This window comes from Streptomyces vietnamensis, from assembly GCF_000830005.1.
GTDB classification, from domain to species: domain Bacteria; phylum Actinomycetota; class Actinomycetes; order Streptomycetales; family Streptomycetaceae; genus Streptomyces; species Streptomyces vietnamensis.
This window is the reverse complement of sequence record NZ_CP010407.1, coordinates 1,388,153-1,408,076: the sequence shown is the minus strand read 5'-3', so window position 1 is coordinate 1,408,076 and position 19,924 is coordinate 1,388,153. Positions and strand designations below refer to the sequence as shown.

Annotated in this window: 16 protein-coding genes and 2 pseudogenes; 13 read left to right on the top strand and 5 right to left on the bottom strand. The window is 68.6% G+C overall.

Annotated elements, in window-relative coordinates:
- Window positions 1-411 precede the first annotated feature (411 nt).
- The 5 genes and pseudogenes from SVTN_RS06080 to SVTN_RS06065 all read left to right on the top strand — a co-directional run bounded on the left by SVTN_RS06080 (window position 412) and on the right by SVTN_RS06065 (window position 11,041).
- Window positions 412-8,715, top strand: a complete 8,304-nt coding sequence (locus SVTN_RS06080) for a polymorphic toxin-type HINT domain-containing protein (protein ID WP_159026428.1) — start codon at window positions 412-414, stop codon at window positions 8,713-8,715.
- Window positions 8,712-9,146, top strand: a complete 435-nt coding sequence (locus tag SVTN_RS06075; protein ID WP_041128128.1) for an Imm1 family immunity protein — start codon at window positions 8,712-8,714, stop codon at window positions 9,144-9,146. Before SVTN_RS06080 ends, SVTN_RS06075 begins: the two co-directional genes overlap by 4 nt.
- 131 nt (window positions 9,147-9,277) lie before the next feature.
- A pseudogene (locus tag SVTN_RS46565) lies at window positions 9,278-9,457 on the top strand (transposase); the annotation flags it as partial.
- 922 nt (window positions 9,458-10,379) lie between these two features.
- The gene (locus SVTN_RS46105) at window positions 10,380-10,502 is read left to right on the top strand and encodes a hypothetical protein (protein WP_281192302.1); all 123 of its coding nucleotides are present in this window, start codon (window positions 10,380-10,382) and stop codon (window positions 10,500-10,502) included.
- A gap of 77 nt (window positions 10,503-10,579) precedes the next feature.
- Window positions 10,580-11,041 carry a hypothetical protein gene (locus tag SVTN_RS06065; protein ID WP_041128127.1) on the top strand — a complete coding sequence of 154 codons (462 nt, stop codon included), beginning with the start codon at window positions 10,580-10,582 and terminating at the stop codon, window positions 11,039-11,041.
- Window positions 11,042-11,280: 239 nt separating this feature from the next.
- On the opposite strand, the gene SVTN_RS06060 is transcribed toward SVTN_RS06065, so the two are convergent.
- The 3 genes from SVTN_RS06060 to SVTN_RS06050 form a co-directional block, all read right to left on the bottom strand.
- The gene (locus SVTN_RS06060) at window positions 11,281-11,679 is read right to left on the bottom strand and encodes a type II toxin-antitoxin system VapC family toxin (RefSeq protein ID WP_041128126.1); all 399 of its coding nucleotides are present in this window, start codon (window positions 11,677-11,679) and stop codon (window positions 11,281-11,283) included.
- Window positions 11,676-11,966 (bottom strand): hypothetical protein, encoded by a 291-nt coding sequence (locus tag SVTN_RS06055; RefSeq protein ID WP_041128125.1) that lies wholly within the window; start codon window positions 11,964-11,966, stop codon window positions 11,676-11,678. Before SVTN_RS06055 ends, SVTN_RS06060 begins: the two co-directional genes overlap by 4 nt.
- A 586-nt stretch (window positions 11,967-12,552) precedes the next feature.
- A complete protein-coding gene (locus SVTN_RS06050) occupies window positions 12,553-12,951 on the bottom strand; it encodes a Rieske (2Fe-2S) protein (RefSeq protein WP_041128124.1) in 399 nt (132 codons plus the stop codon).
- A 152-nt stretch (window positions 12,952-13,103) separates the two neighbouring features.
- Here SVTN_RS06050 and SVTN_RS06045 point away from each other — a divergent pair, with 152 nt between their 5' ends.
- Both SVTN_RS06045 and lepB read left to right on the top strand, forming a co-directional pair.
- Window positions 13,104-14,129, top strand: a complete 1,026-nt coding sequence (locus tag SVTN_RS06045; protein ID WP_041128123.1) for an AraC family transcriptional regulator — start codon at window positions 13,104-13,106, stop codon at window positions 14,127-14,129.
- A 109-nt stretch (window positions 14,130-14,238) separates the two neighbouring features.
- On the top strand, window positions 14,239-14,847 hold the full coding sequence (gene lepB / locus SVTN_RS06040; RefSeq protein ID WP_041128122.1) for a signal peptidase I: 609 nt from the start codon (window positions 14,239-14,241) through the stop codon (window positions 14,845-14,847).
- A gap of 22 nt (window positions 14,848-14,869) precedes the next feature.
- Here the strand turns inward: lepB and SVTN_RS06035 are convergent, their stop codons facing one another.
- Window positions 14,870-15,472, bottom strand: coding sequence for a TetR/AcrR family transcriptional regulator (locus tag SVTN_RS06035; RefSeq protein WP_041128121.1), 603 nt, complete (start codon window positions 15,470-15,472; stop codon window positions 14,870-14,872).
- A gap of 135 nt (window positions 15,473-15,607) precedes the next feature.
- On the opposite strand from SVTN_RS06035, the gene SVTN_RS06030 reads away from it, so the two are divergent.
- From SVTN_RS06030 to SVTN_RS06005, 6 genes are all read left to right on the top strand, one after another.
- The gene (locus SVTN_RS06030) at window positions 15,608-16,294 is read left to right on the top strand and encodes a DUF6230 family protein (RefSeq protein WP_041128120.1); all 687 of its coding nucleotides are present in this window, start codon (window positions 15,608-15,610) and stop codon (window positions 16,292-16,294) included.
- A gap of 85 nt (window positions 16,295-16,379) precedes the next feature.
- Entirely contained in the window at window positions 16,380-16,829 is a 450-nt protein-coding gene (locus SVTN_RS06025) for a DUF6114 domain-containing protein (protein ID WP_052499002.1), read from the top strand.
- Complete coding sequence (locus SVTN_RS06020; RefSeq protein ID WP_052499001.1) at window positions 16,826-17,569, top strand: DUF6230 family protein; 744 nt, start codon at window positions 16,826-16,828, stop codon at window positions 17,567-17,569. Before SVTN_RS06025 ends, SVTN_RS06020 begins: the two co-directional genes overlap by 4 nt.
- Window positions 17,563-17,949, top strand: a complete 387-nt coding sequence (locus tag SVTN_RS06015) for a DUF6114 domain-containing protein (protein ID WP_041128118.1) — start codon at window positions 17,563-17,565, stop codon at window positions 17,947-17,949. The genes SVTN_RS06020 and SVTN_RS06015 overlap by 7 nt, the downstream gene beginning before the upstream one ends.
- Window positions 17,946-18,557, top strand: a complete 612-nt coding sequence (locus tag SVTN_RS06010; protein WP_041128117.1) for a hypothetical protein — start codon at window positions 17,946-17,948, stop codon at window positions 18,555-18,557. The genes SVTN_RS06015 and SVTN_RS06010 overlap by 4 nt, the downstream gene beginning before the upstream one ends.
- Window positions 18,554-19,246: a DUF6230 family protein gene (locus tag SVTN_RS06005; RefSeq protein WP_041128116.1), complete on the top strand. Its 693-nt coding sequence runs from the start codon at window positions 18,554-18,556 to the stop codon at window positions 19,244-19,246. Before SVTN_RS06010 ends, SVTN_RS06005 begins: the two co-directional genes overlap by 4 nt.
- A gap of 16 nt (window positions 19,247-19,262) precedes the next feature.
- On the opposite strand, the pseudogene SVTN_RS06000 reads toward SVTN_RS06005, so the two are convergent.
- Window positions 19,263-19,922 (bottom strand): annotated as a pseudogene (locus SVTN_RS06000) (DedA family protein); the annotation flags it as partial.
- Window positions 19,923-19,924 lie beyond the last annotated feature (2 nt).

Sequence of the window (19,924 nt, the reverse complement as noted above, 5' to 3'; positions counted from 1 at the left end):
GGGCACAGTGCACCGTTGCGCTCGCCTCGTTTTAGTCGAACTGGCGGGCGAGTTACGGTATTGATTAAGCCCCCACAACATCAATAGCCTCCCGGTGATCATGCGCATCGTGTGGTCGTGAGCTGCGGCGTCCTGATCGGGTTGCCGGATGTGCGGGGGAGCCAGGTGGCAAGTCGACGTCGAAGATCTACAGGCAAGAGACTCCGGCTTTGGGGTGGAAGGCCGCTTCTGGGCATAGCACTTCTCACCACTCTGGCTCTGATTCTGCCGCTTTCGTCCGCTCAGGGGGTCACGCTCAGGCTGCCGGGAACCGGTGACAGGGACGACTGGGAGGGGCGTGGGGGGCAGGCCGGGCACTACACCTTCAAGGGGCAGGTCTGGAACCCGAAGCCAGTACCTTCGATTGCCGGAGTGACCGGGCACGAACTGTCGAAAGGCCCGATGCCGGGGCGCCCCAGCGGCTACCGGCCGTTGAAGCCCTACCAGGCTCCTCAGCCTTCCTGGCCGAAGGCCGGTTCCGCAACGGTCCAGCTCGGCGCCGGCGCGGTTCCAAGTGACGGTGCCAAGTCGACTGAGGGCGCAAAAAAGTCCGGGAACGGCCTCATCAAGGCGGGTGCCCTGCCCGTGTGGGTGGCACCCGGCGGATCCGGCAAGGCCTCCGCGTACGGTAAGCGCCCCGCATCGCCAGCCGGTGTCCGCGTCCGGGTAGCCCCGCATGAGCGAGCCCTCGAAGTCGGCGTCAACGGCATGCTGCTCGCATTGGCCCCCTCCGAGTCGACGGAAGCATCTGGCGAGGTCCAGGTCGTCATCGACTACAGCACCCTTGCCAAGGCGTACGGCGGTGGATACGGCTCTCGCCTCCAGCTCGTCCGGATGCCTGCCTGCGCCCTCACAACTCCACAGCTGGCCCAGTGTCGTACCCGCACCGCGGTCCCCTTCACCAACCGGGCCACGGCAGACCAGCTCACCGCCACCATCAGGCTCGATACGGCCACCACTGAGGGTGCCGGCGCGGCGTCGATGACCGCGACTTCCGCCCAGGCGTCCGAGGGCACGGCCCTTGCGGTGACTTCCGGCAGTGGCGGCTCGCAGGGGGACTACGCAGCCACCTCCCTCAACCCCTCGGGCAGCTGGCAGGCCAGCGGAACCGGATCCTTCACCTACTCGTATCCGATCTCCGTCCCCGCCGGCCTGGGAGGCAACGCGCCCTCCGTCGCACTCTCCTACGACTCCCAGGCGGTGGATGGAGAGACCTCGGCCCGAAACTCCCAGTCCTCCTGGATCGGCGACGGCTGGAACTACGACCCCGGCTTCGTCGAGCGCACCTACCGCGGCTGCGGAAGCCTCCGCGACGGCAACGGCGACAAGATCCTCAAGGGCTCCGCCGACAACTGCTGGACCGGCGCCAATGCCCAGATCTCCTTCGGCCCGCACTCCGGAGTCCTCATACCGGATACCAAGGATTCGGACGTCCCCGGCCTGCTGCGCCAGTGGAAGCTGCGCGGCGACGACGGCACCATCGTCCAGGAGCTCTCCGGTGCTGCCAACGGCCTTCAGGACGGCACCTACTTCCGCGTCCTGACCACCGACGGCTCGGCCGCCTACTTCGGCTCGAACCACGCGCCCGCCGGCGTGGGCACCGCAGCCGTCCCGCAGTCCGGCACCCCCACAGACGACAGCACCGACTCCGCCTGGGGCGAGCCGGTCTTCCACCCACAGTCGGGTGACCCGTGCTACGACTCGGCCAAGGGCAAGGCATCTCGGTGTGCCAAGCCCGAGGGCTGGCGCTGGAACCTCGACTTCGTCGTCTCGCCCAACGGCCTCATCCAGCGATACGACTACTCCACGGAATCCAACTACTACAGCCTCGGCGGAGGCCAGGCAGCCGACGGCGACTTCGGCACGCTGACTTCCTACATTCGGGGAGGCACGCTCACCTCGATTTCGTACGGCTACACGCTCGACGACGCTCTGGCCAAACGTACCCCCTCGGCCCAGGTCCTCTTCAACTCCAAGCAGCGCTGTCAGCCGACCGCTACGTTCACGGACTGCTCTGCCGGAAACCTTAAGGACGAGACCTCTCCGCACTGGCCCGACACGCCGTGGGACCTGCACTGCGACTCCACGGACACCACGACGATTCCGGACGGCGCTACGACTGTTCCCAAGGACGTGTGCGTGATCGCGGGTCCGACGTTCTGGTCGACCACCCGACTGGACAGCATCACCACCAAGGTGCACGTCATGGAGGGCACGACCGACAAGGGTTTGGTTCCGGTCGACTCCTACCAGCTCGGGCACGTCTTCTCCGACGCCGGCGGAACCGCCGACCCGGTCACCGGCACCTCCGTCGACCCGGAGCACTCCGGTTTCCTCCAGGCGGTCATGTGGCTCCAGACAGTCCAGCACACGGGCAAGGACACCTACGGGAACGGCAACAGTGACATCACCTTGAACAAGGTGGCGTTCACGGGCACGGAGATCGATAACCGCGTCAACGACGTGATGCCGTCAGCCCCGCCGCTTTATCACCCCCGCATCTCCTCGATCCAGACGGAGACCGGCGAGTCGATCGCCGTCGACTACAACCTCACCCCCTGTGCGGGCAAAACGCTGTCCTTCGCCAGTGCGGACTCGAACACCAACTCCTGCTACCCGGTGTACTGGACCGTTCCGGGCGCCTCGAAGCCGATCGAGGACTGGTTCAACAAGGTCACGGTCCGTCAGGTCACCACCTCGGACCTGACGATCGCGTCGACGTACAAGCCGAACGGCACGGCGGCCCCGGCCGGTTCCGCGGCCCGCGTGGCTACGTACAGTTATGCGGGCGCCGCATGGCACCGCGACGATTCTGCCTTCACGGACGACCAGTACCGCACCTGGAACCAGTTCCGCGGCTTCCGCACGGTGACGGTCCAGACCGGCCGCGCCCCCGAGCCCGTCACGCAGACGGTCTCCACGTACCTCCAGGGCATGGACGGCGACTACAAGGCCGACGGCACCCGCCGCTCGGTGACCTTGGACGCCAAGGTCGACGGCGTGGTCGTCCAGACCGTCACCGACGCCGACCAGCTGGCGGGTACCGAGCTCCAGAAGGACATCTACACGGCGGCAGGCGGCTCGATCACGTCCACCAGCGTGAACGGCCCCTTCACCTCCACCGACACCGCGACCGTTCCCCAGACCGCGTGGAGCGGCTGGGAGCAGACGGAGCACCCGGGCGAGACCAAACCGGCCCTGTCCACCTTGCCCCCGCTCGTGGCCCGGCGGATGCAGAGCACCCAGAGCCACGGCTACGCGAAACTCGCGGACGGGACCTGGCGGCACACGCGGACGGACACGACGTACGACGCCCAGGGCCGGCTCTCCCGCACGGACGCGCACGGTGACGTCAGCGATCCGAGCCAGGAGAAGTGCTCGACGACGACGTATGCGAGCGCCCCGTCCACCAACCCCCAGATGCTCTCGTACCCGGCCCAGGCCACCGTGGTCCAGGGGCCCTGCGGCACGGCCGTGGATGCCTCGAACCTGCTGTCCGACCGGAAGATCTACTACAAGGGCGACGGCACCCTCACAGGGCTCGGGACCTTCGGCCAGGTCTCGGCCACAGCCACGGTCACCGGCACGCAGATGGCCACCGGCTTCACCGGAACCAACGAGAACTGGCAGCCCACGGCCGCCATGAAGTACGACGACATCGGCCGGATCACCGACGCCCTCGACGCAACCGGACAGAACACCCACACCGACTTCACCCCGGCATGGAGCGACTCCGGCAAGACCACCAACCCCACCACGGTCAAGACCACCAACAGCCAGAACTGGGTGGTCAGTTCCACGCACTCCCCGCTGCGCGGGCTGGAGACCCAGCACGTCGACGTGAACGGGCGCAAGACCGACATCACGTACGACGCGCTCGGCCGCCGCACCGCCGTGTGGCTACCCGGCCGTGACAAGGGAGCCGGCAAGAGCGCCGACCGCACCTTCAGCTACTCCGTGAACCCGGGCGCCGTCGCGGCCCCCGGTGGCACGGTCACCCAGCCCGGCGCACCGACCTCGGTGACCACCAAGACCCTGCGCGAGGACGGCACATACGCCACCAGCATCTCGATCTACGACGGCATGCTCCAGCCGCGCCAGTCGCAGAGCATGCCGCAGGGCGACAACGACACCGGCCGGATCGTGGCCGACACGTTCTACGATTCGCACGGCTGGCCGGTCACCTCGTACGCCCCGTACTACGAGCCGACCACCGGGCCCTCCAGCACGCTCTTCGCGGCCAACGAGAACCAGATCCCGGCCGAGACCACCACGACGTACGACGGCCAGGGCCGGTCCACCAGGTCGACCCTGTGGCACCAGGCCATCGAGCAGTGGCACACCTCGACCAGCTACCCCGGCGCCGACGAGACGGACAACATCCCCTCCGCGGGCGGGCGGTCCACGGCCGTGTTCACCAACGGGCTGGGACAAACCGTCCGCAGCGTGGTCAAGAACACCGGCGGGACGGTGACCCTCCGCAGCGGAGACATCATCCCCTCGGGTACCTCGATCGCCTCGAACACCGTGCGCCTGGTCATGCAGGCGGACGGCAACCTGGTGCTGAGCGGGCTGGCCACCGGCAAGACGATCTGGTCCAGCGGCACCGCAGGCAACCCCGGCGCCTACGCCAAGTTCGGCAGCGACGGCAACCTCGCGGTGTACACCACGTCCAACGTCTCGAAGTGGACGACGGGCCTGGCGGCCACGACCGGCTCCACGTTCCGGGTGCGTACCGACTCCACAGTGGCCGTGGTCGCCAGCGACAACAGCACGGTGCTGTGGCAGAAGGGCACCGTCAACGGGGTTCCGGCGGCCAACGCGACGACGACGTACACGTACACGCCGGGCGGCCAGGTCGCCACGGTCAAGGACAACGCGGGCAACACCTGGTCCAGCACGTACAACTTCCTGGGCCAGAAGGTCTCGCAGATCGACCCCAACACCGGTACCAGCACATTCGACAAGTACGACCTCGCCGGCAACCTGCTCCAGACCACCGACCCGCGCGGCCAGGTGCTGTCCTTCACCTACGACTGGAACAACCGGCGCACCGGCGAGTACTCCGGCGCGTGGCAGGAGACCCCGGAACCGGCCAAGCAGCAGGCGAGCTGGGTGTACGACACCCTGGCCAAGGGGTACCCGACCTCCTCGACCCGCTATGTGGGCGGTGCATCCGGCAAGGCGTACACCAAGGCCGTCACCGGCTACAACACGGCCTACCAGCCGACGGGCAACACCCTGACCATCCCGGCGACGGAGGGCTTCGCAGCCGCGGGGCAGTCCGCAGCGCCCGCGAGCGGCACCGTCACATACACGATGGCCGCCGCCTACACACCCACGCTCGGTCTGCTGTCCACCACCTACTACCAGGCCGACGGCAACCTGCCGATGGAAGACGTCGACTACGGATACACCCAGCAGGGCAACCTGGACACCTTCGGCGGGTACATCAACGCGGCCAACACCCCCGCCTACCTCTCCACGACCGTGCACGACGCGTTCGGCCGCGTCCAGCAGACCAACTACGGTCCTGGCGGCAAGCAGCTGGCCACCTTCGCTCAGTACGACGGCACGACCGGCCGGGTCCTGCAGACCAGCAGCATGGCGCAGACCTCAACCACCGCTCTCGATGTCGTGAATTACCGCTACAACCAGGCCGGCGAGATCACCGCGATCGACGACCTGCAGAACAACACCACGCACGACACCCAGTGCTTCACCTACGACTCCTTCCAGCGCCTGACCCAGGCCTGGACGGACACCGCGGGGATCACCTCTCCGTCGGCGGCTCCGGTGGGCGCAGTCGGCGGCTGCAATACCGCCAAGGTCCAGACCACCAGCTCCGGCCAGATCAAGACCACCACGGTCGGCGGCCCGGCCCCGTACTGGCAGACATACACCTTCGACCAGCTCGGTGACCGCACCGGCATGGTCAACCACGACCCGGGCGGTAACGCGCTCGCCGACACCACCCAGTCCATCGCGTACACCGGAGCCGACGGCACCGCGGCCGCCAACCTGCCCAACCAGGCGGGTGCCACGGTCAACAACAACCCGGCCACCGGCAGCGCCTCGTGGACCAACGGCTACGCCGACCCGGCGTACGGCAACAAGAACAGCGGCAAGACCGTCAGCCGGAAGGTCGCCACGACCGGCCCGCTGACCACTGGCTTCACCATCTCCGGTGGCGGCAAGCTCTGCATCGAGACGGCGGGCGGCGCCGTCACCGCCGGCACCAAGGTCCAGGTCGGTACCTGCTCGGGCACCAGCACCGCGCAGAAGTGGACCGTCGGCACGGACGGCACTGTCAAGGTGCTCGGCATGTGCCTGGACACGGTCGCCAACGCGACCGCCGCGGGCACCCTCGTGGTGATCGACACCTGTAGCGCGGACGCCACACAGAAGTGGAAGGCAACCACCACCGGCACCCTGGTCAATGCGGCCAACAGCACGGTCTGCCTGACCGACCCGGCCGCCAGCGCCACCGCAGGCACTCAGCTCAAGCTGGACGCCTGCGGCAGCGCCGGCCAGGTGTGGACCACCTCCACCACCGGCGCTGTCCCCGCCGGCCAGACCCAGACCCTCACATACGACGCCGAGGGCCGGACGGCCGCCGTCACCACTCCGACCGGAACCACCAGCAACACCAGCAAGTACCTGTACGACGCCGACGGCCAGCTACTCATCCAGACCAGCATGGCCGGTAGCACCGACAAGACCCGCATCCTGTACCTCTTCGGCGGTGCCGAGCAGATCACCCTGAACGTCGCGGCCAAGACCTGGACCGGCCTGCGCCACTACACAGGCCCAGATGGCACCACCATTACGCGCACCAGCACAGGCGCCGTCTCCTACCAGGTTCCGAACGCACAGGGAACATCGACGACGTCCGTCGAGGCCGGCACCCTCCTCGCGACACGCCGCTACTACGACCCCTACGGCAACACACGCGGCCCGAAACCCACCTCCTGGGTGTCCCCGGACGAGAACCGCGGATTCCTCGGCCAGCCGCTGGACACCTCTACGGGCCTGAACCTGCTCGGTGTCCGTAACTACGACTCTGCCACGGGCCGGTTCCTGAGCCCGGACCCGGTCTTTCAGGCCGGCGACCCCAACCAGATGGGCGGCTATACCTACGCCGCTGACAATCCCGCCAGCACGAGTGACCCTAGCGGCGCCTGCCCCAAGGACCTCTGCGACGGCTACGGCCAGAACCCCGGCCATCCCACAATCACCAAGAAGGAGAAAAAGACCGAGACGATCACCACCACGTCCTCTGGCGGCGGCGGTAGTGACGATGACGACTGTGACGGATTCTGGGACTGCACCGGCCACTACCTGAATAAGGCCCTTCCGGTCATCGAGGCCGTGGTTGTGGTCGTGGTTGTAGTCGTGGTCGTGGCCGTGCTCTGGACCGGCTGTGCGGGAGCCCCGATTCTTGCGCCGGGCTGTGTGCTCGCAACGGGTGAGGCGGCGGGCATCGTCACGGGCGCCGTCGGCGGTGACTGCGCGGCCATGGGTTGTGGTGCGGTAGCCAGTTTCCATCCGGCCGTGGAGGGCGAGGGATCAGCAGCCTTCGCCGCGGCCAAGGCCTCGGGTGCAGCCAAGGCCTCGGGCGAAGCCAGCTCCGCAGGCCCCAAGGGCGCGGCCTCGGCCGGCGGCGCGGCGAAGGCCGCCACTGAGGACGTGGCGGGCGCTAACGCAGCGGCCCCCAAGAGGGGTAGCACTCCCCAGGACGCGGCGGAGTCCTCAGCAAGTGCCTCGACTCACGCGGACGAACCAAGCACCGGAAACTCCGGCACCACCTGCAGCTTCTCGCCTGAAACCCCCGTACTCATGGAGGGCGGCACGGCCAAGCCGATCGCCGAGATCACCGCAGGCGACAAGGTTGAAGCAGCCGATCCTGACTCTGGTGAAGACGAGGGATCACGCACGGTCGTGGCCACTTGGGCCCACGATGACAGCGATCTGATCGACCTCAGCATCCGGCTTCCAGACGGTGTAGCCGACACGATCCACACTACGTCAGAGCACCCTTTCTGGGATGAAACCAGCCATAGCTGGACTGCAGCAGCGGGCCTGATCCCCGGCCACAAGCTCATGACGGCCAGTGGGAAAACGGCGTACGTCGTCAAGGTCCAGCGGGCACCAGGGGCTGCCACCCGCTACAACCTGACTGTCGATGAACTTCACACGTACTATGTTGTGGCAGGCGGCACGCCAATCTTGGTCCACAATTCGTGTGGGTCTGACGGCAATGGCACTTTCGATCGGGAGGTCGAGCACGCTCAACTTCCCGACAACATCACGGTCGCTCGGGGTGTGGACAATAATGGTGAGCCTATGGTGACTGCCAGTGGAATGCGTCAGGCGGATAGTAAGTTGATTGGTATCGTCAACGAGAGGCTTCGGGGCCTTGGCCTGCTGAGAGGTCGAGCCGGTTCTGGCTTTGCTGATCACGCCGAACAGAAGATTGCTGCCATGATGCTGGCTGATGACTCGATCTCAAGCGTGGAGATTGTGATCAATCACCCGGGCGGCCCCTGCGGGGCACCAGTCCTTGGCTGTCAGGACGGCCTCATGAATGCGCTGCTTGGGGATAAAAAATTGACGGTCCACTGGATGGACAGTAATGGCGAATGGGACCAAGTCACTTGGGGAGGGAAACGATGACGAGCCTTGACGCGTACTATCGGAAAGAGCATGCGCGGGATCCGGTGATCATCGCATCTCCGGAGGCCGTTGACAGGCTGATCGACGACTTGATGTCGGGGCCGGCGGACCACAACCTCGCGCAACTCCACTCGTTGGATCGGCCGCTGTTGCCATCTGGGTTCCCCGACCATGAGGTCATGGTCGGTGTTTCCCGCGACCGAAACGCTGGGATCATTGCTTTCATGGATGGAGATGTGGGGAACATCTTCACGGCTGGTATGCCTGGAAGTGAACCAGTGACTGCTTATTTTCTCGCCGGGCATCCGATGGAGTATCCAGAGAACTGCGAAGTCCCCATCGCGCTTGTGCGAGAGGCGCTGAAAGAGTTCCTATTGACAGGCGGGAACGTGCCAGCGTGCGTCGAATGGAAGACATCGGATTTGTGGTAATCGTGCCCGGAGCTCTTGAGATTCATTCGGTGTGATCTGCTGATCTTATGTGTACTAGGGTGTATATCGAGTCGTGATCAATCTCCGGGAGGCGTCCTCGCCGTGGGGCCTGGATTGGTAGAGCTTCTTGCATGACGCGAGTGCAGCTAGCCGATCCGGAGTGGGAGTTCATCGAGCCGTACCTGCCGATCAGGGAGTACGGTCCGTACCCTGAGCGGCTGCGGCAGCAGTTCGAGGGCGTGATCTGGCGGTTCAGGACGGGCGGGCAGTGGCGGGAGATACCGACCGAGTTGGGAAAGATGCTGAGTATCGCGCGGGCGGAGATTCGCCGACACGACTGGGCTGCGATCCGGTGCGGCTGCGGCCTGCCCGCCCCCCACCTGCTCAACGGGCTGATGGAGGACGTCCTCACCGGCGCCCCGGCTGCGCTGCACGCCATGGACGGACACGCGTTTGAGGCCTCGTTCCTGAAGGACCCAGCGCCGGCCGTGGCCTCGGTGGCGCTGGGCATGCTCGCCGACGGATTGGCGCCAAAGCAGGCCGAGCACGTTCTGTGGCTGATGCTGCAACTGGCCGCAGGGGAGGGTGGGGACGAGGACCCCGAATCCTCCAGTCTGTATGCCTGCACCTTCCGGGTTCTGCGGGGCGGCCTCACCCTGATTTACCGGGAGTTCCTCAACAATCCGTGGGGCCGGCAGGAGGCGCGCGAGCTCCTCGAGATTCTGGAGGCCGAGCAGGGGAAGCAGGCCTTCTGCGAGGAATTCCTCCGGTCGGCCTCCTGACCGGCTAGATTATGTCTCTTTGATCGGATGTGTTCGTCCGGTTAATCATCACTGATGCCATGTGAGGACGGATCGAGCCGCTGATGCTGGACGATCCGGTCCACGGTCGGCTGTGGGCCGACCATCGTCGAGCTTTGGCGGTTATCGAATGGAGCGGATGCTCCTGCGACCGGCGCCTCCGGAACGTCCAACCCGCAGCGTGATTCGCACGGTTACCGCTATGGCGATGCCGAGACCGGCACCGGGGGCCCCGAACGGGGTCCATCCCTAACGTCGAGCGTAAGCAGACATCCGGTAATTGGACCCTCGAACAACGCCTCGGGGGCCCCTCCACTCTCCGCGACAGGGAAGGGGGAAGGCCACGGGCGAGGTCAAGGCGGGAACCTGGACGACCGCAGTTCACTGTGAGACCGGGGAAATCGCTACGAACTGCTCCGGCCACGGCAGCTGCGTGGAGATCAACATCCTAGAGGCCACCAACTGGGACCCGAACCTTGTAGTTTTCATCCGTGCCATGCGGGTGGAGAACCGCAAGGACGGTATGGGAAAAATCTGGCAGGAGAAGGCCGTCTGAGGTGTGTGCGAGGTCCTGCTGCCTGAGTCGAGCAAGCTCGAAGGCGCACTGCGGAAGGAACGGCCTTGGCCCCCTGGATGATCGAGATCGACCGGATCGACTGGGGCGCGTACGAATGCCGGTGTGGTGAGCGCGGCCATGTCGGCCAGGACCTGCGTCGGATCATCTCCGCCCGGTCAGTCGCCGAGATGGGCGGGGTGACGCTGGCCGGGCATGTCGAAGACCAGGCGATGCTCGCCCCCGTCGCCGTCCCGGCGACGGGCGTCATCATGGCCGCGCTCCAGGAGGAGCTGTCGGCCGACACCCGCGACGAGCTGATGCTCACGCTGTGGCGTGTCGTCCTCGGCGAGGATGACGAGAGCGTGAAAACGGAGATTTACGACCGGGTCCGCGACGGCATCTGGACTCTCTACCGGGAGGCCACCCGCGGCGACACCGAGGCCGTGCTCGACATCCTTGAGTACGTCGAGCACGACGGTGCACGCCTGGAGCACTTCCGCCGGGCTGTCGCGCCCCGTCTGGCCAAGCGCACCCGCTGACGCGCCACGATGGGGCGGCGTCTGAGGGGCGGCTTCACGCTGAAACGCTGAGCAAATCGAAGGGGCTGTGACCGGGAAACCGGGCACTGCCCCTTCGGCGTCTCCATGCTCCCAGGCGCCGTACGGAGGGGCATGGGCGCCACGCGAGCGCAGACCTGGTACGCCGGTGCCCGGCGCTTGCCCTTCGGATCGGAGGGGTGTGACCTGGCGCGGCAGTCCGTCCGGGGTGGGGGTGCGGATCAGACTTTCTCGATGGTCACACGGCTGTGAGGGGCGGTGAGCATTCCGATGTCTTCTACATCGGACGTCAGGATCGTCACGCGGCCTGGCTGAGCCAGAGCTGTGGCGCAGAGCATGGCGTCGATGGCGTACTTGTGGCCGTGCAGTCCGGCAGTACGTAGCAGGGTGGCGGCGGACTGGGCGATGGCCTGGGTGACCGGCTCGACTCGGAGCCGGGACAGCGTCCACTTCAGGGCGGCGTCGTTGATGCGGGGGTGGATCACCTCGACCAGCACCGCGGCCGAGGTGATCACGGGAAGGTCGGCGTCGCGGGCGGCGGCGAGCCACTCGTGGACCTCGCGGTCGCGCTGCACAGCCTTGGCCAGGCCCTCGCTGTCCAGGATGAGTGCGCCGCTCACGCGGCCGCCCCGGCTCCGGCTCCGGTGGAGGGTCTGCCAGTGAGCTTGGCGCGCTTGGCTGCCACGGCCTCCGGGTCGGTGGGGCCGTTGGCTTTGTCGAAGTCGGCGATCAGTTCGTCGAGGTTGTCGCGTTCGATCTGCCGTTGCGCGGCCTTCTCCAGGTACGCGGACACGCCCCGCTTGCCGACCCGCTCGCGGATCGCTTGCAGGGTGCCGGCGGTCAGGGAGACGGAGATGCCGCTGGTGGGGCCGTCGCCGGGTGGGAAGTCGGTGTCGTCGTCAGCCATGACAGGATTATGGCATTTCAAATGCCATATAGGCGAGGTCCTTGCCTGGTGGAGAGTGCACGGTAGGTGCTGCTAGCGGTTGCTCGCTGTGATGTGAGGCGACGATGGCAGGCTATGTCGAGGCCAACCGATCGAACGGCGGGTGGGCTCGACGGCGCAGGCGTGAGGCGCGGTTGGCGGCTCCGGTTCTCCCCAGATTCTCCCCAGCGTCTGTCGAGCCGCGAAAGCCCAGGTCAGAGGCCCTTTGGGTGATAGGGCGAGGAGATCATCCGCATCACTTCTCCCCAGGAGATCCCCGGCGACCGAAATGGGCGGTTCGTGCGGTAGCTGCAGAAGCAAGCCATGCGCGCGGCGCGAGTGGGATCGATCGTTTTCTAGAGCCAGTGAGCCTTCTCCAATCCGGTTATCAGTGCGGCTGACTACGTCTGGTGGAGAGTCCGGCGCGCAGTGGCTGGCTATGAACGTGCTGGCCAAGGGGCTGTTGCCGACTGGCGCGGCCAGCCGTCCGCAGGCCCTTGACCAGCGCAGATGCGAGGTTGAAAAAAGCTCATTCTCCCCAGACGCTCCGGGAGTTCCGAGGGCGCCGTCAGCCCCGGCTGATCTCCTCGCCCACCACCTCGATCGGCTCCGGCGGCAGCGGCGAGGGCGCCGGGCCCGACTTCACGCTGCCGTCCGAGATGTCGAACTGGCTCTGGTGGCACGGGCAGACGATGACGCCGTCCTTGATGCTGCTCACGGCGCAGCCCTGATGGGTGCACTTCGAGGAGAAGGCCTTGAACTCGCCGGCCTTTGGCTGGGTGATCACCAGCCCCTTGTCGGCGAGGATCTTCCCGCCGCCCACCGGGATGTCCCCGGTCCGCGCCAGCGCCGCGCCCTCCGGCGCCGCGTTCTTGTCGTCCGCGCCGCTCCCGCAGGCGGCGAGCGCCGCCGCCAGGCCCGCGCTGCCCGCCGCCGCGACCACCGTCCGACGTGCCACTCCGCTCATGTACTGCCCCTCTTTCCTCGGTGTGCATGTTGCACGGGTGACGGTACGGCTGTGAGCTGTGTCCCGTTCACGGGATGCGCACTTCGAGAGCCTTACAGTTCTGAGTAGAGTGTCGGAACCTGGACATCCTTCGATGAAAGTGTCTAGCTTCGGTGAACGCGTCGGTCAGCACCCATCACGTACGGGCCGTTCTCCTCGGCGCCGAACGGCGCGGGGTGGCCCCCGGGCCCCTCCTCGCCCGCGCCGGACTGCCCTCCGCACTCCTGGAGGAACCCCCGGACAGGGTCCCGGCGGAACAGTTCGGGCAGCTCGTCAGGACGCTGTGGGCCACGCTCGACGACGAGTTGATCGGCTTCGGCGGCGCGCCCAGCAAGGTCGGGACCTTCGCCATGATGGCCCACGTCGTGGTCCACGGCAGCCGGGACCTGCGCGAGGCGCTCCGCCGCGCCCAGACCTTCTACTCCCTCTTCCCGGCCGGACCGCGCTTCCGGCTCCTCGAACCCGGCGCGGGCGGGACGGGCCAAGCCGACGAGGCGCGGATGGAGTTCGACGTCTCCGGGTACGACGACCCCCTCCACTTCGGCGCCGAGTCCACCGTCCTGGTGGCACACCGCTTCGCCGGCTGGCTCGTCCGCCGCCGGATCGGCCTGCGACGGGTGGAGTTCGTCCACCCCGAGCCCCGGCACGCCCGCGAGTACGCCCTCCTCTTCGGCGCGCCCTGTGTCTTCGGGGCCGAGCGGACGGCGGCCGTCTTCGACCGGGCGGACCTCGACGAACCCGTCCTGCGGGACGCGGCCGCGCTCAAGGTCTTCCTCCGCCGCGCCCCGGTCGACGTGCTGGTCTGCGCCGACTACGGCAGTACGGTGACCGGCCGGGTGCGGCACCTGATCGGCCGGGCGCTGCCCGCCGGGCCGGTGCCGACGCCCGAGCAGCTCGCCGACCGGCTGTCCGTCAGCCCGCAGACCCTGCGGCGCCAACTGGCCGCCGAGGGGACGACGTACCAGCGGCTCCGTGACCAGGTGCGGCGCGACCACGCCATCGCCGAGCTGACCGGCGGCCGGGTGTCGATCGAGCGGCTCTCCCGGCAGCTCGGCTTCTCCGAACCCAGCGCCTTCCACCGGGCGTTCAGGCGCTGGACCGGCGAGACGCCCCGGTCTTATCAGACGCGCGGTCAATAACCCTGAGCGGTACGGTCACAGCCGCCGCCCGCCGCCCGGCCTACCTTCCCGCCATGACCGAAATCGACCGGTCCGGCGCCGCACACCCGCCGGACCCCACCCGACGCCGGTGAACGCGCGCCGGGCGGCCGGCGCCGTCCTCGGGACCGGTGCCCTGCTCTGCCTCCTCGCCGGGGTCGCCGTCACGGCCCTCGGCGTCCGGGTCGACGGCACCAGCATGGCCCCCACCCTCCACCAGGGCGACCGGATCCTCGTCGCCCCGGGCTCGGCGGGGGAGGCGCACCGCTTCGACGTCGTGCTGCTGCGGGCCACCGGGAAGGACGCCCTCCTCGTCAAGCGGGTGATCGCCCTGCCCGGAGACCGGGTCGCGATCGTCTCCACGCCGGACGAGCCCTTCCAGGTCCTCCTCCAGGAGGGGGGCCGGGGGCCCGTGCGCCGGGTGGTGGCGTCCCAGTGGGCGGCGCAGGCCCACCGCACGAGCGCCTGCTGCGGGCCCGACGGCACCCGGTCGGCGCGGCCCGAGCTGCGGACCGTGCCCGAGGGCGCCTTCTTCTACCTGGGCGACAACCCCGACCTGTCGGACGACTCGCGGGCGTACGGCTGGGGCTCGCTCGACCGGGTCGAGGGCCGGGTCGGGGTGCGGGCCTTCCCCGTCTCCGCGTCGCCGGACATCGGCAACAGGCCCGTCCTGGAGGAGTACCGGGGGCCGAGCCCCTGAGGTCTGTCCGGGGGTCTGACGACTATTCGGGGAGTCGCTCCCGGCCCGTGCTCAGGGCGATCCGGACCGCGGTGTCCGCGATGCGGCGGGCCGACTCCTCGGGCGAGGACGTGGACTGGACGATGTGACTCGCGGTCAGCCGGACCGCCGCGTCCACGGCCAGTTCGCGCGCCACCGGGTCGATCGTGGGCCAGGCGTCCGTGACGTACGCGTCGGCCATCGCCGTCGCCGTGTCGAAGGCCGCCGCGGACCGGGTCGTCAGGTACGAGAGGAGTCCGTCTTCCCCGGTGCTGGTCAGCATGGCCTTGATCAGCGGATTCCGGCCGGCCAGCGTGAGCGTGAAGCCGACGGCGGCCTCGACGGCCGCGCGCAGGTCGTCCGGGTGCGCGTCCAGGCCCTGCTGGATGCCGACGAGGCAGCGCTCCAACTCGCGCTGGAACAGGGCCTCGCCGACCGCCTCCTTGGAGGGGAACTCCGAGTACAGCGTCTGCCGGCTGACGCCGACCGCGGACGCCAGGTGTGCCATGCGCAGCTTGTCGAAGCCGCGGTCCGCGACCGCCTCGTACGCGGCGTCCAGCAGCCGCTCGCGCAGCAGTGTCCGGACCGTCTCCCTGAACCGTGCCATCGGCCAAGCCTAGACCAGCGGGAAAAATTTTCAGGATTGTCAGAAGTGTTGACACTTCTCGGTTAATTGTCCAATTCTCGAACAGGCAGCCGCAAAGTGTCATTCGACCGGTGCGGCACGACGGTTGGAGATCCCATGCAGCACGAGACCAGAGGCGTCACCCGCTGGCGCAGATCGGCGTTCCTCGCCGTGCCCGCGACGGCGGCCATCGCCGCCATGGCCACGGCCATGGTGCAGGGCGCGCTCGCCGCGAACCTCTCGCTCACGAGCGTCCCCTTCACCCTCAGCTCCAAGACGGTCGCCGCACCGCAGGGCATCGGCGCGGTCATGCACACCATCGACGCCGGCGGGGCCAAGGGCGCCGCCGAGGTCGGCATCGCCAAGGCGGGCCTGGACGGCATCTGCGTCCACGCCACGCAGTCGGTCAACCTCCCGGTGATCGGCAGCCTCGGCACCTGGTCGCTCAACATCTCCTCGCCCGCCGCCGCGACCCCGCTCACCAGCGACCAGCTCGTCGCCGGTGCCGGGCTCCAGGCGAACAAGCTCGTGCTCGACGCGCAGGCGCTCAAGGCGGCCACCGCCACGCTCAACGCGAGCGACACCACCCCGAACGTCATCGGTGCGGCCGCCGACGGCTCCGGGATCAAGGGCACCGGCATCAACGACGGCACCCCGGGCCAGTTCGGCCTCGACGCCACCGGCGGCCGGACCGACATCAAGAACCTCAACGCCGACGCCAACGGCGCCACGATCGCCGGCGCGATCACCCTGCCGGACCTCGCGATCGGGATCGCCCAGGGCGACAAGACCTGCGGCGCCTGACCCACGCACCATCCCGGGGCTCCGCGCCCTTCGTACGGCGCGGGGCCCCGGCCCTCCCACCCCGACCCACCGCTGCGAGGCCTCCATGACCACCGATCCGCCGCCCGGGCAGTCCCTCCTGGGCCGTGCGCACACCGCCTTCCGCCGCTGGCGCCGCACCCGCCCGTTCTGGGCGGCCGTCTGGACCGGACTCGGCGGCTTCGTCATCTTCTTCCTGCCGATGGCACCCCTCGGCAAGATCCTCCAGGTCGGCGTCGGAGGCATCGCGGGCATGGCCGGCGGCGTCCTCCTGATGGCGATGGCCCTGCTCATCCTGCTGCTGCCCGGACAGCGCCACACCGCCGGAGTCATCGCCGTGATCGCGGGCGTCGCCTCCTTCCCGCTCTCCAACCTCGGCGGCCTGTTCGTGGGCATGTTCCTCTCGGTCCTCGGCGGTTCCATGGCCTTCGCCTGGCTGCCCGAGAAGCCCGCCAAGCGGCGCCGCGGCCTCTTCGCCCGTACGGCTCCGACCGCCGAAGGGAGCGGATCCGCATGAGCGACCTCCTCTCCGGCGCCCGCCGCGCCGCGGCCGACTGGAACGCCCGGATGCTCGCCCAGGCCGCCGACGGCACCCGCCGCGGCACCCGCTGGGGGCGCGGCGCGTTCGCCTTCGTCCCCTCGGCCCTCGCCATCGGCGTCCTCGGCACCGCGCTCGCGCAGGGCGCCCTCGCCGCCAACTTCAGCGTCACCGGGCAGCCCTTCACCCTGACCTCCAACGGGGTCGAGGGCAGCGGCTTCGGCGCCATCGTCAACACCCCCGCCGTCGGGCGCCCCGACGGCACCAGCACCACCAGCACCGCGATGGCGCGCGTCGGCTTCGCCAGCGCCCACCTCGCCGGACTGTGCGGCATCGTCCACCAGACGATCGCCGGGGTCCCGTACTCGCTGCTCCTGACGGGCGGCCAGACGGTCACGGCCACCCCGCCCGCCACCTTCACCACCGACATCGACGCCTCGAACCTCTACATCCAGGCCACCGCACTCCAGGCGTACGGGCCCACCACCCTCCAGAACGCGGTGCTCGGCCAGTCCGCCGACCAGGTCACCGTCGCCGGCAAGCCGCTCACCGGCGCCCTGCCCGGCGGCTTCGGACTCGGCTCGGCCGGCGGCGAGGGCGGCAGCTCCATCGCCCTGCACGGACTGAACGCCACCGCGTACGACGCCGAGATGGCCGGGGCGCTCGTGCTGCCCGACCTGAAGATCAGGGTCGTCGCGGGAACGGCGAACGCATGCTGAGCCGGGCGAGGACCGCGTACACCTGGTTCCGTGCCTTCCGCCGCACCCGCCCGTTCTGGGGCGGGGTGTGGCTGGTCGCCGGCGGCTGGACCGTCCTCAAGTTCTCCCTCAGCTCCCTGCAGCTGATCGTCAGCACCGGCTTCGGGGGAGTGGCGGGCTACCTCGTCGGCGGCGGGATGATCCTGTGCGGCCTCATCCCGCTCGCGCTGCCCGCCCAGCGGTACACCTTCGGGCTCATCGGCGCGGTCCTCGCCGTCGTCTCGCTCGTCGTCTCCAACCTGGGCGGCTTCCTGCTCGGCATGACGCTCGGCGTGCTCGGCGGCTCCATGATGGTCGGCTGGGGCGCCAGACGCCCGCGCCGCCGGGCGGTGGAAGGGTGACGGCGCGACGCAAGGCGTGCTCGGTGGCGGCCGCCCTGCTCCTCGCCGTCGTCACGGCCGTCTGGTCCGGGCAGCCGAGCAGCGCCTCGGGCGGGACCGCCGCGGTCGACCCCCTCGGCGTGCCCTTCCTGCCCTCCCCGGACCCGCTGCACGTCACCATCGGCAGCATGGTCGCCGTCTCCATGACGGTCGAGAAGAACGTCACCATCCGGCTCTCCGACGGCTCCACGCGCACCACCACCAAGTACACCTTCACCAAGCTCCAGATCCGCTCGCACATGAACGTGGTCCAGCGGGCGGCGGCCGGACACACCGTCACCATCGACGTGCCCGGGGAGGGCTCGCTCGGCGGCTACGACAGCGCGGGCAAGGCCGAGACGACGACGATGTGGGGGAACATCACCAACGTCTGCGTCCGCGTCCTCGTCAAGATCTGCGGCGTGCAGGGGCTGCTCGACTTCTTCGGCTCCCTCATCCCCCTCACCGCCGGGGCCGAGGACTTCGCCGGCGACATCTACGCGATCCGGACGGTCGACGACCACGCGGCCCTGAACTCCACCGACAACCCCGTCCACCTCCCCGGAACCATCACGGTGACCACGCCATGAGCAGCCGCGAAGAAGGCCGTACCCACTGGCGCCGGTCCCTCGCCGTCGCCGTGCCCGCGCTCCTCGCCGCCGGCGGCCTCGGCACCGCCATGGCGAGCGGGGCGCTCGCCGTCGGCCTCCGGATCCAGGACCGGCCCGTCGACTTCACCACCAGCAGCCTGTACGGGACGCAGTACGGCGCCGCCGTCGTCGACCAGACCGTCGTACGGCCCGACGGCTCCACCGGAACCGAACGCGTCCTCCGCATGGGCTTCGCCGACGGCGTCATCAACGGCCTCTGCCTGAGCCAGCGCCAGCAGATCGCGGGAGCCACGTACACCCTGCTGCTCACCCTCGGCGACGACAACCCGGGCTCCTGGGAGATCAGGACGAAGAACACCGTCCTCGACCTGCGCAACGCCACCGGCGTCCTCGACATGGACGGCGTCGTCGACCTCAACACGAACGGCGCCGACGTGAAGACCGTCAAGGACGCCTCCGGCGCGTACGTCGTCAACCCGCTCGACAGCCCGCAGCACCGCTTCGGCATCCAGGCGCGCTACGCCAAGTTCGACCGGATCACCGGCACCGCCCAGGACTTCCAGATCCCGGGCCTCCTCACCACCCCGAAGCTCTCCCTCTCCGTACGGCCGGGCACGGTCGCCTGCCCCGCCCCGGCCGCGCCCACCGGGACGCCCGGCACGCCGTGACCCGTCAATCGCCGCGTGGGGGCGGCCCCGCCGCGTCGGTGCGGGCCTCCTTCGCCCTGCGGCGGGCCTTGAGGGCCCCGAGGACCACCGGGACCAGCGAGAGCAGGACGATCGCGATGAGGATGACCTCGACGTGGCCCCTGATGAAACCGACCTGGCCGAGCCAGTACCCGGCGAGCGTGACGCCCGCACCCCAGCCGATCGCGCCGATCACGTTGTACGTGAGGAACGTGCGGTACCTCATGCGCCCGGCCCCCGCCACGATCGGCGCGAAGGTCCGCACGATCGGCACGAACCGGGCGAGGACGATCGCCTTGGGCCCGTACTTCTCCAGGAACTCGTGCGCCTTGTCCAGGTTCTCCCGCTTGAGGAACCTGGAGTTCGGCCGGTTGAAGAGCTTCGGCCCGAAGTACGTGCCGATCAGATAACCCACCTGGTCGCCGAGCACGGCCGCCACCACGAGCAGGACGATCACCAGCCACAGCGGCTGGTGGATGTACCGGCCGTCGGCCACGAGCAGACCCGCGGTGAAGAGCAGCGAGTCACCCGGGAGGAAGGCGAAGAGCCCCGACTCGGCGAAGACGATGACCAGGATGCCGATCAGGCCGAAGGTGGAGATCCAGTAGTCGGGCGACCACCAGTCGGAGACCCCGGTCGCGAGGATCGTCGTGGACACGG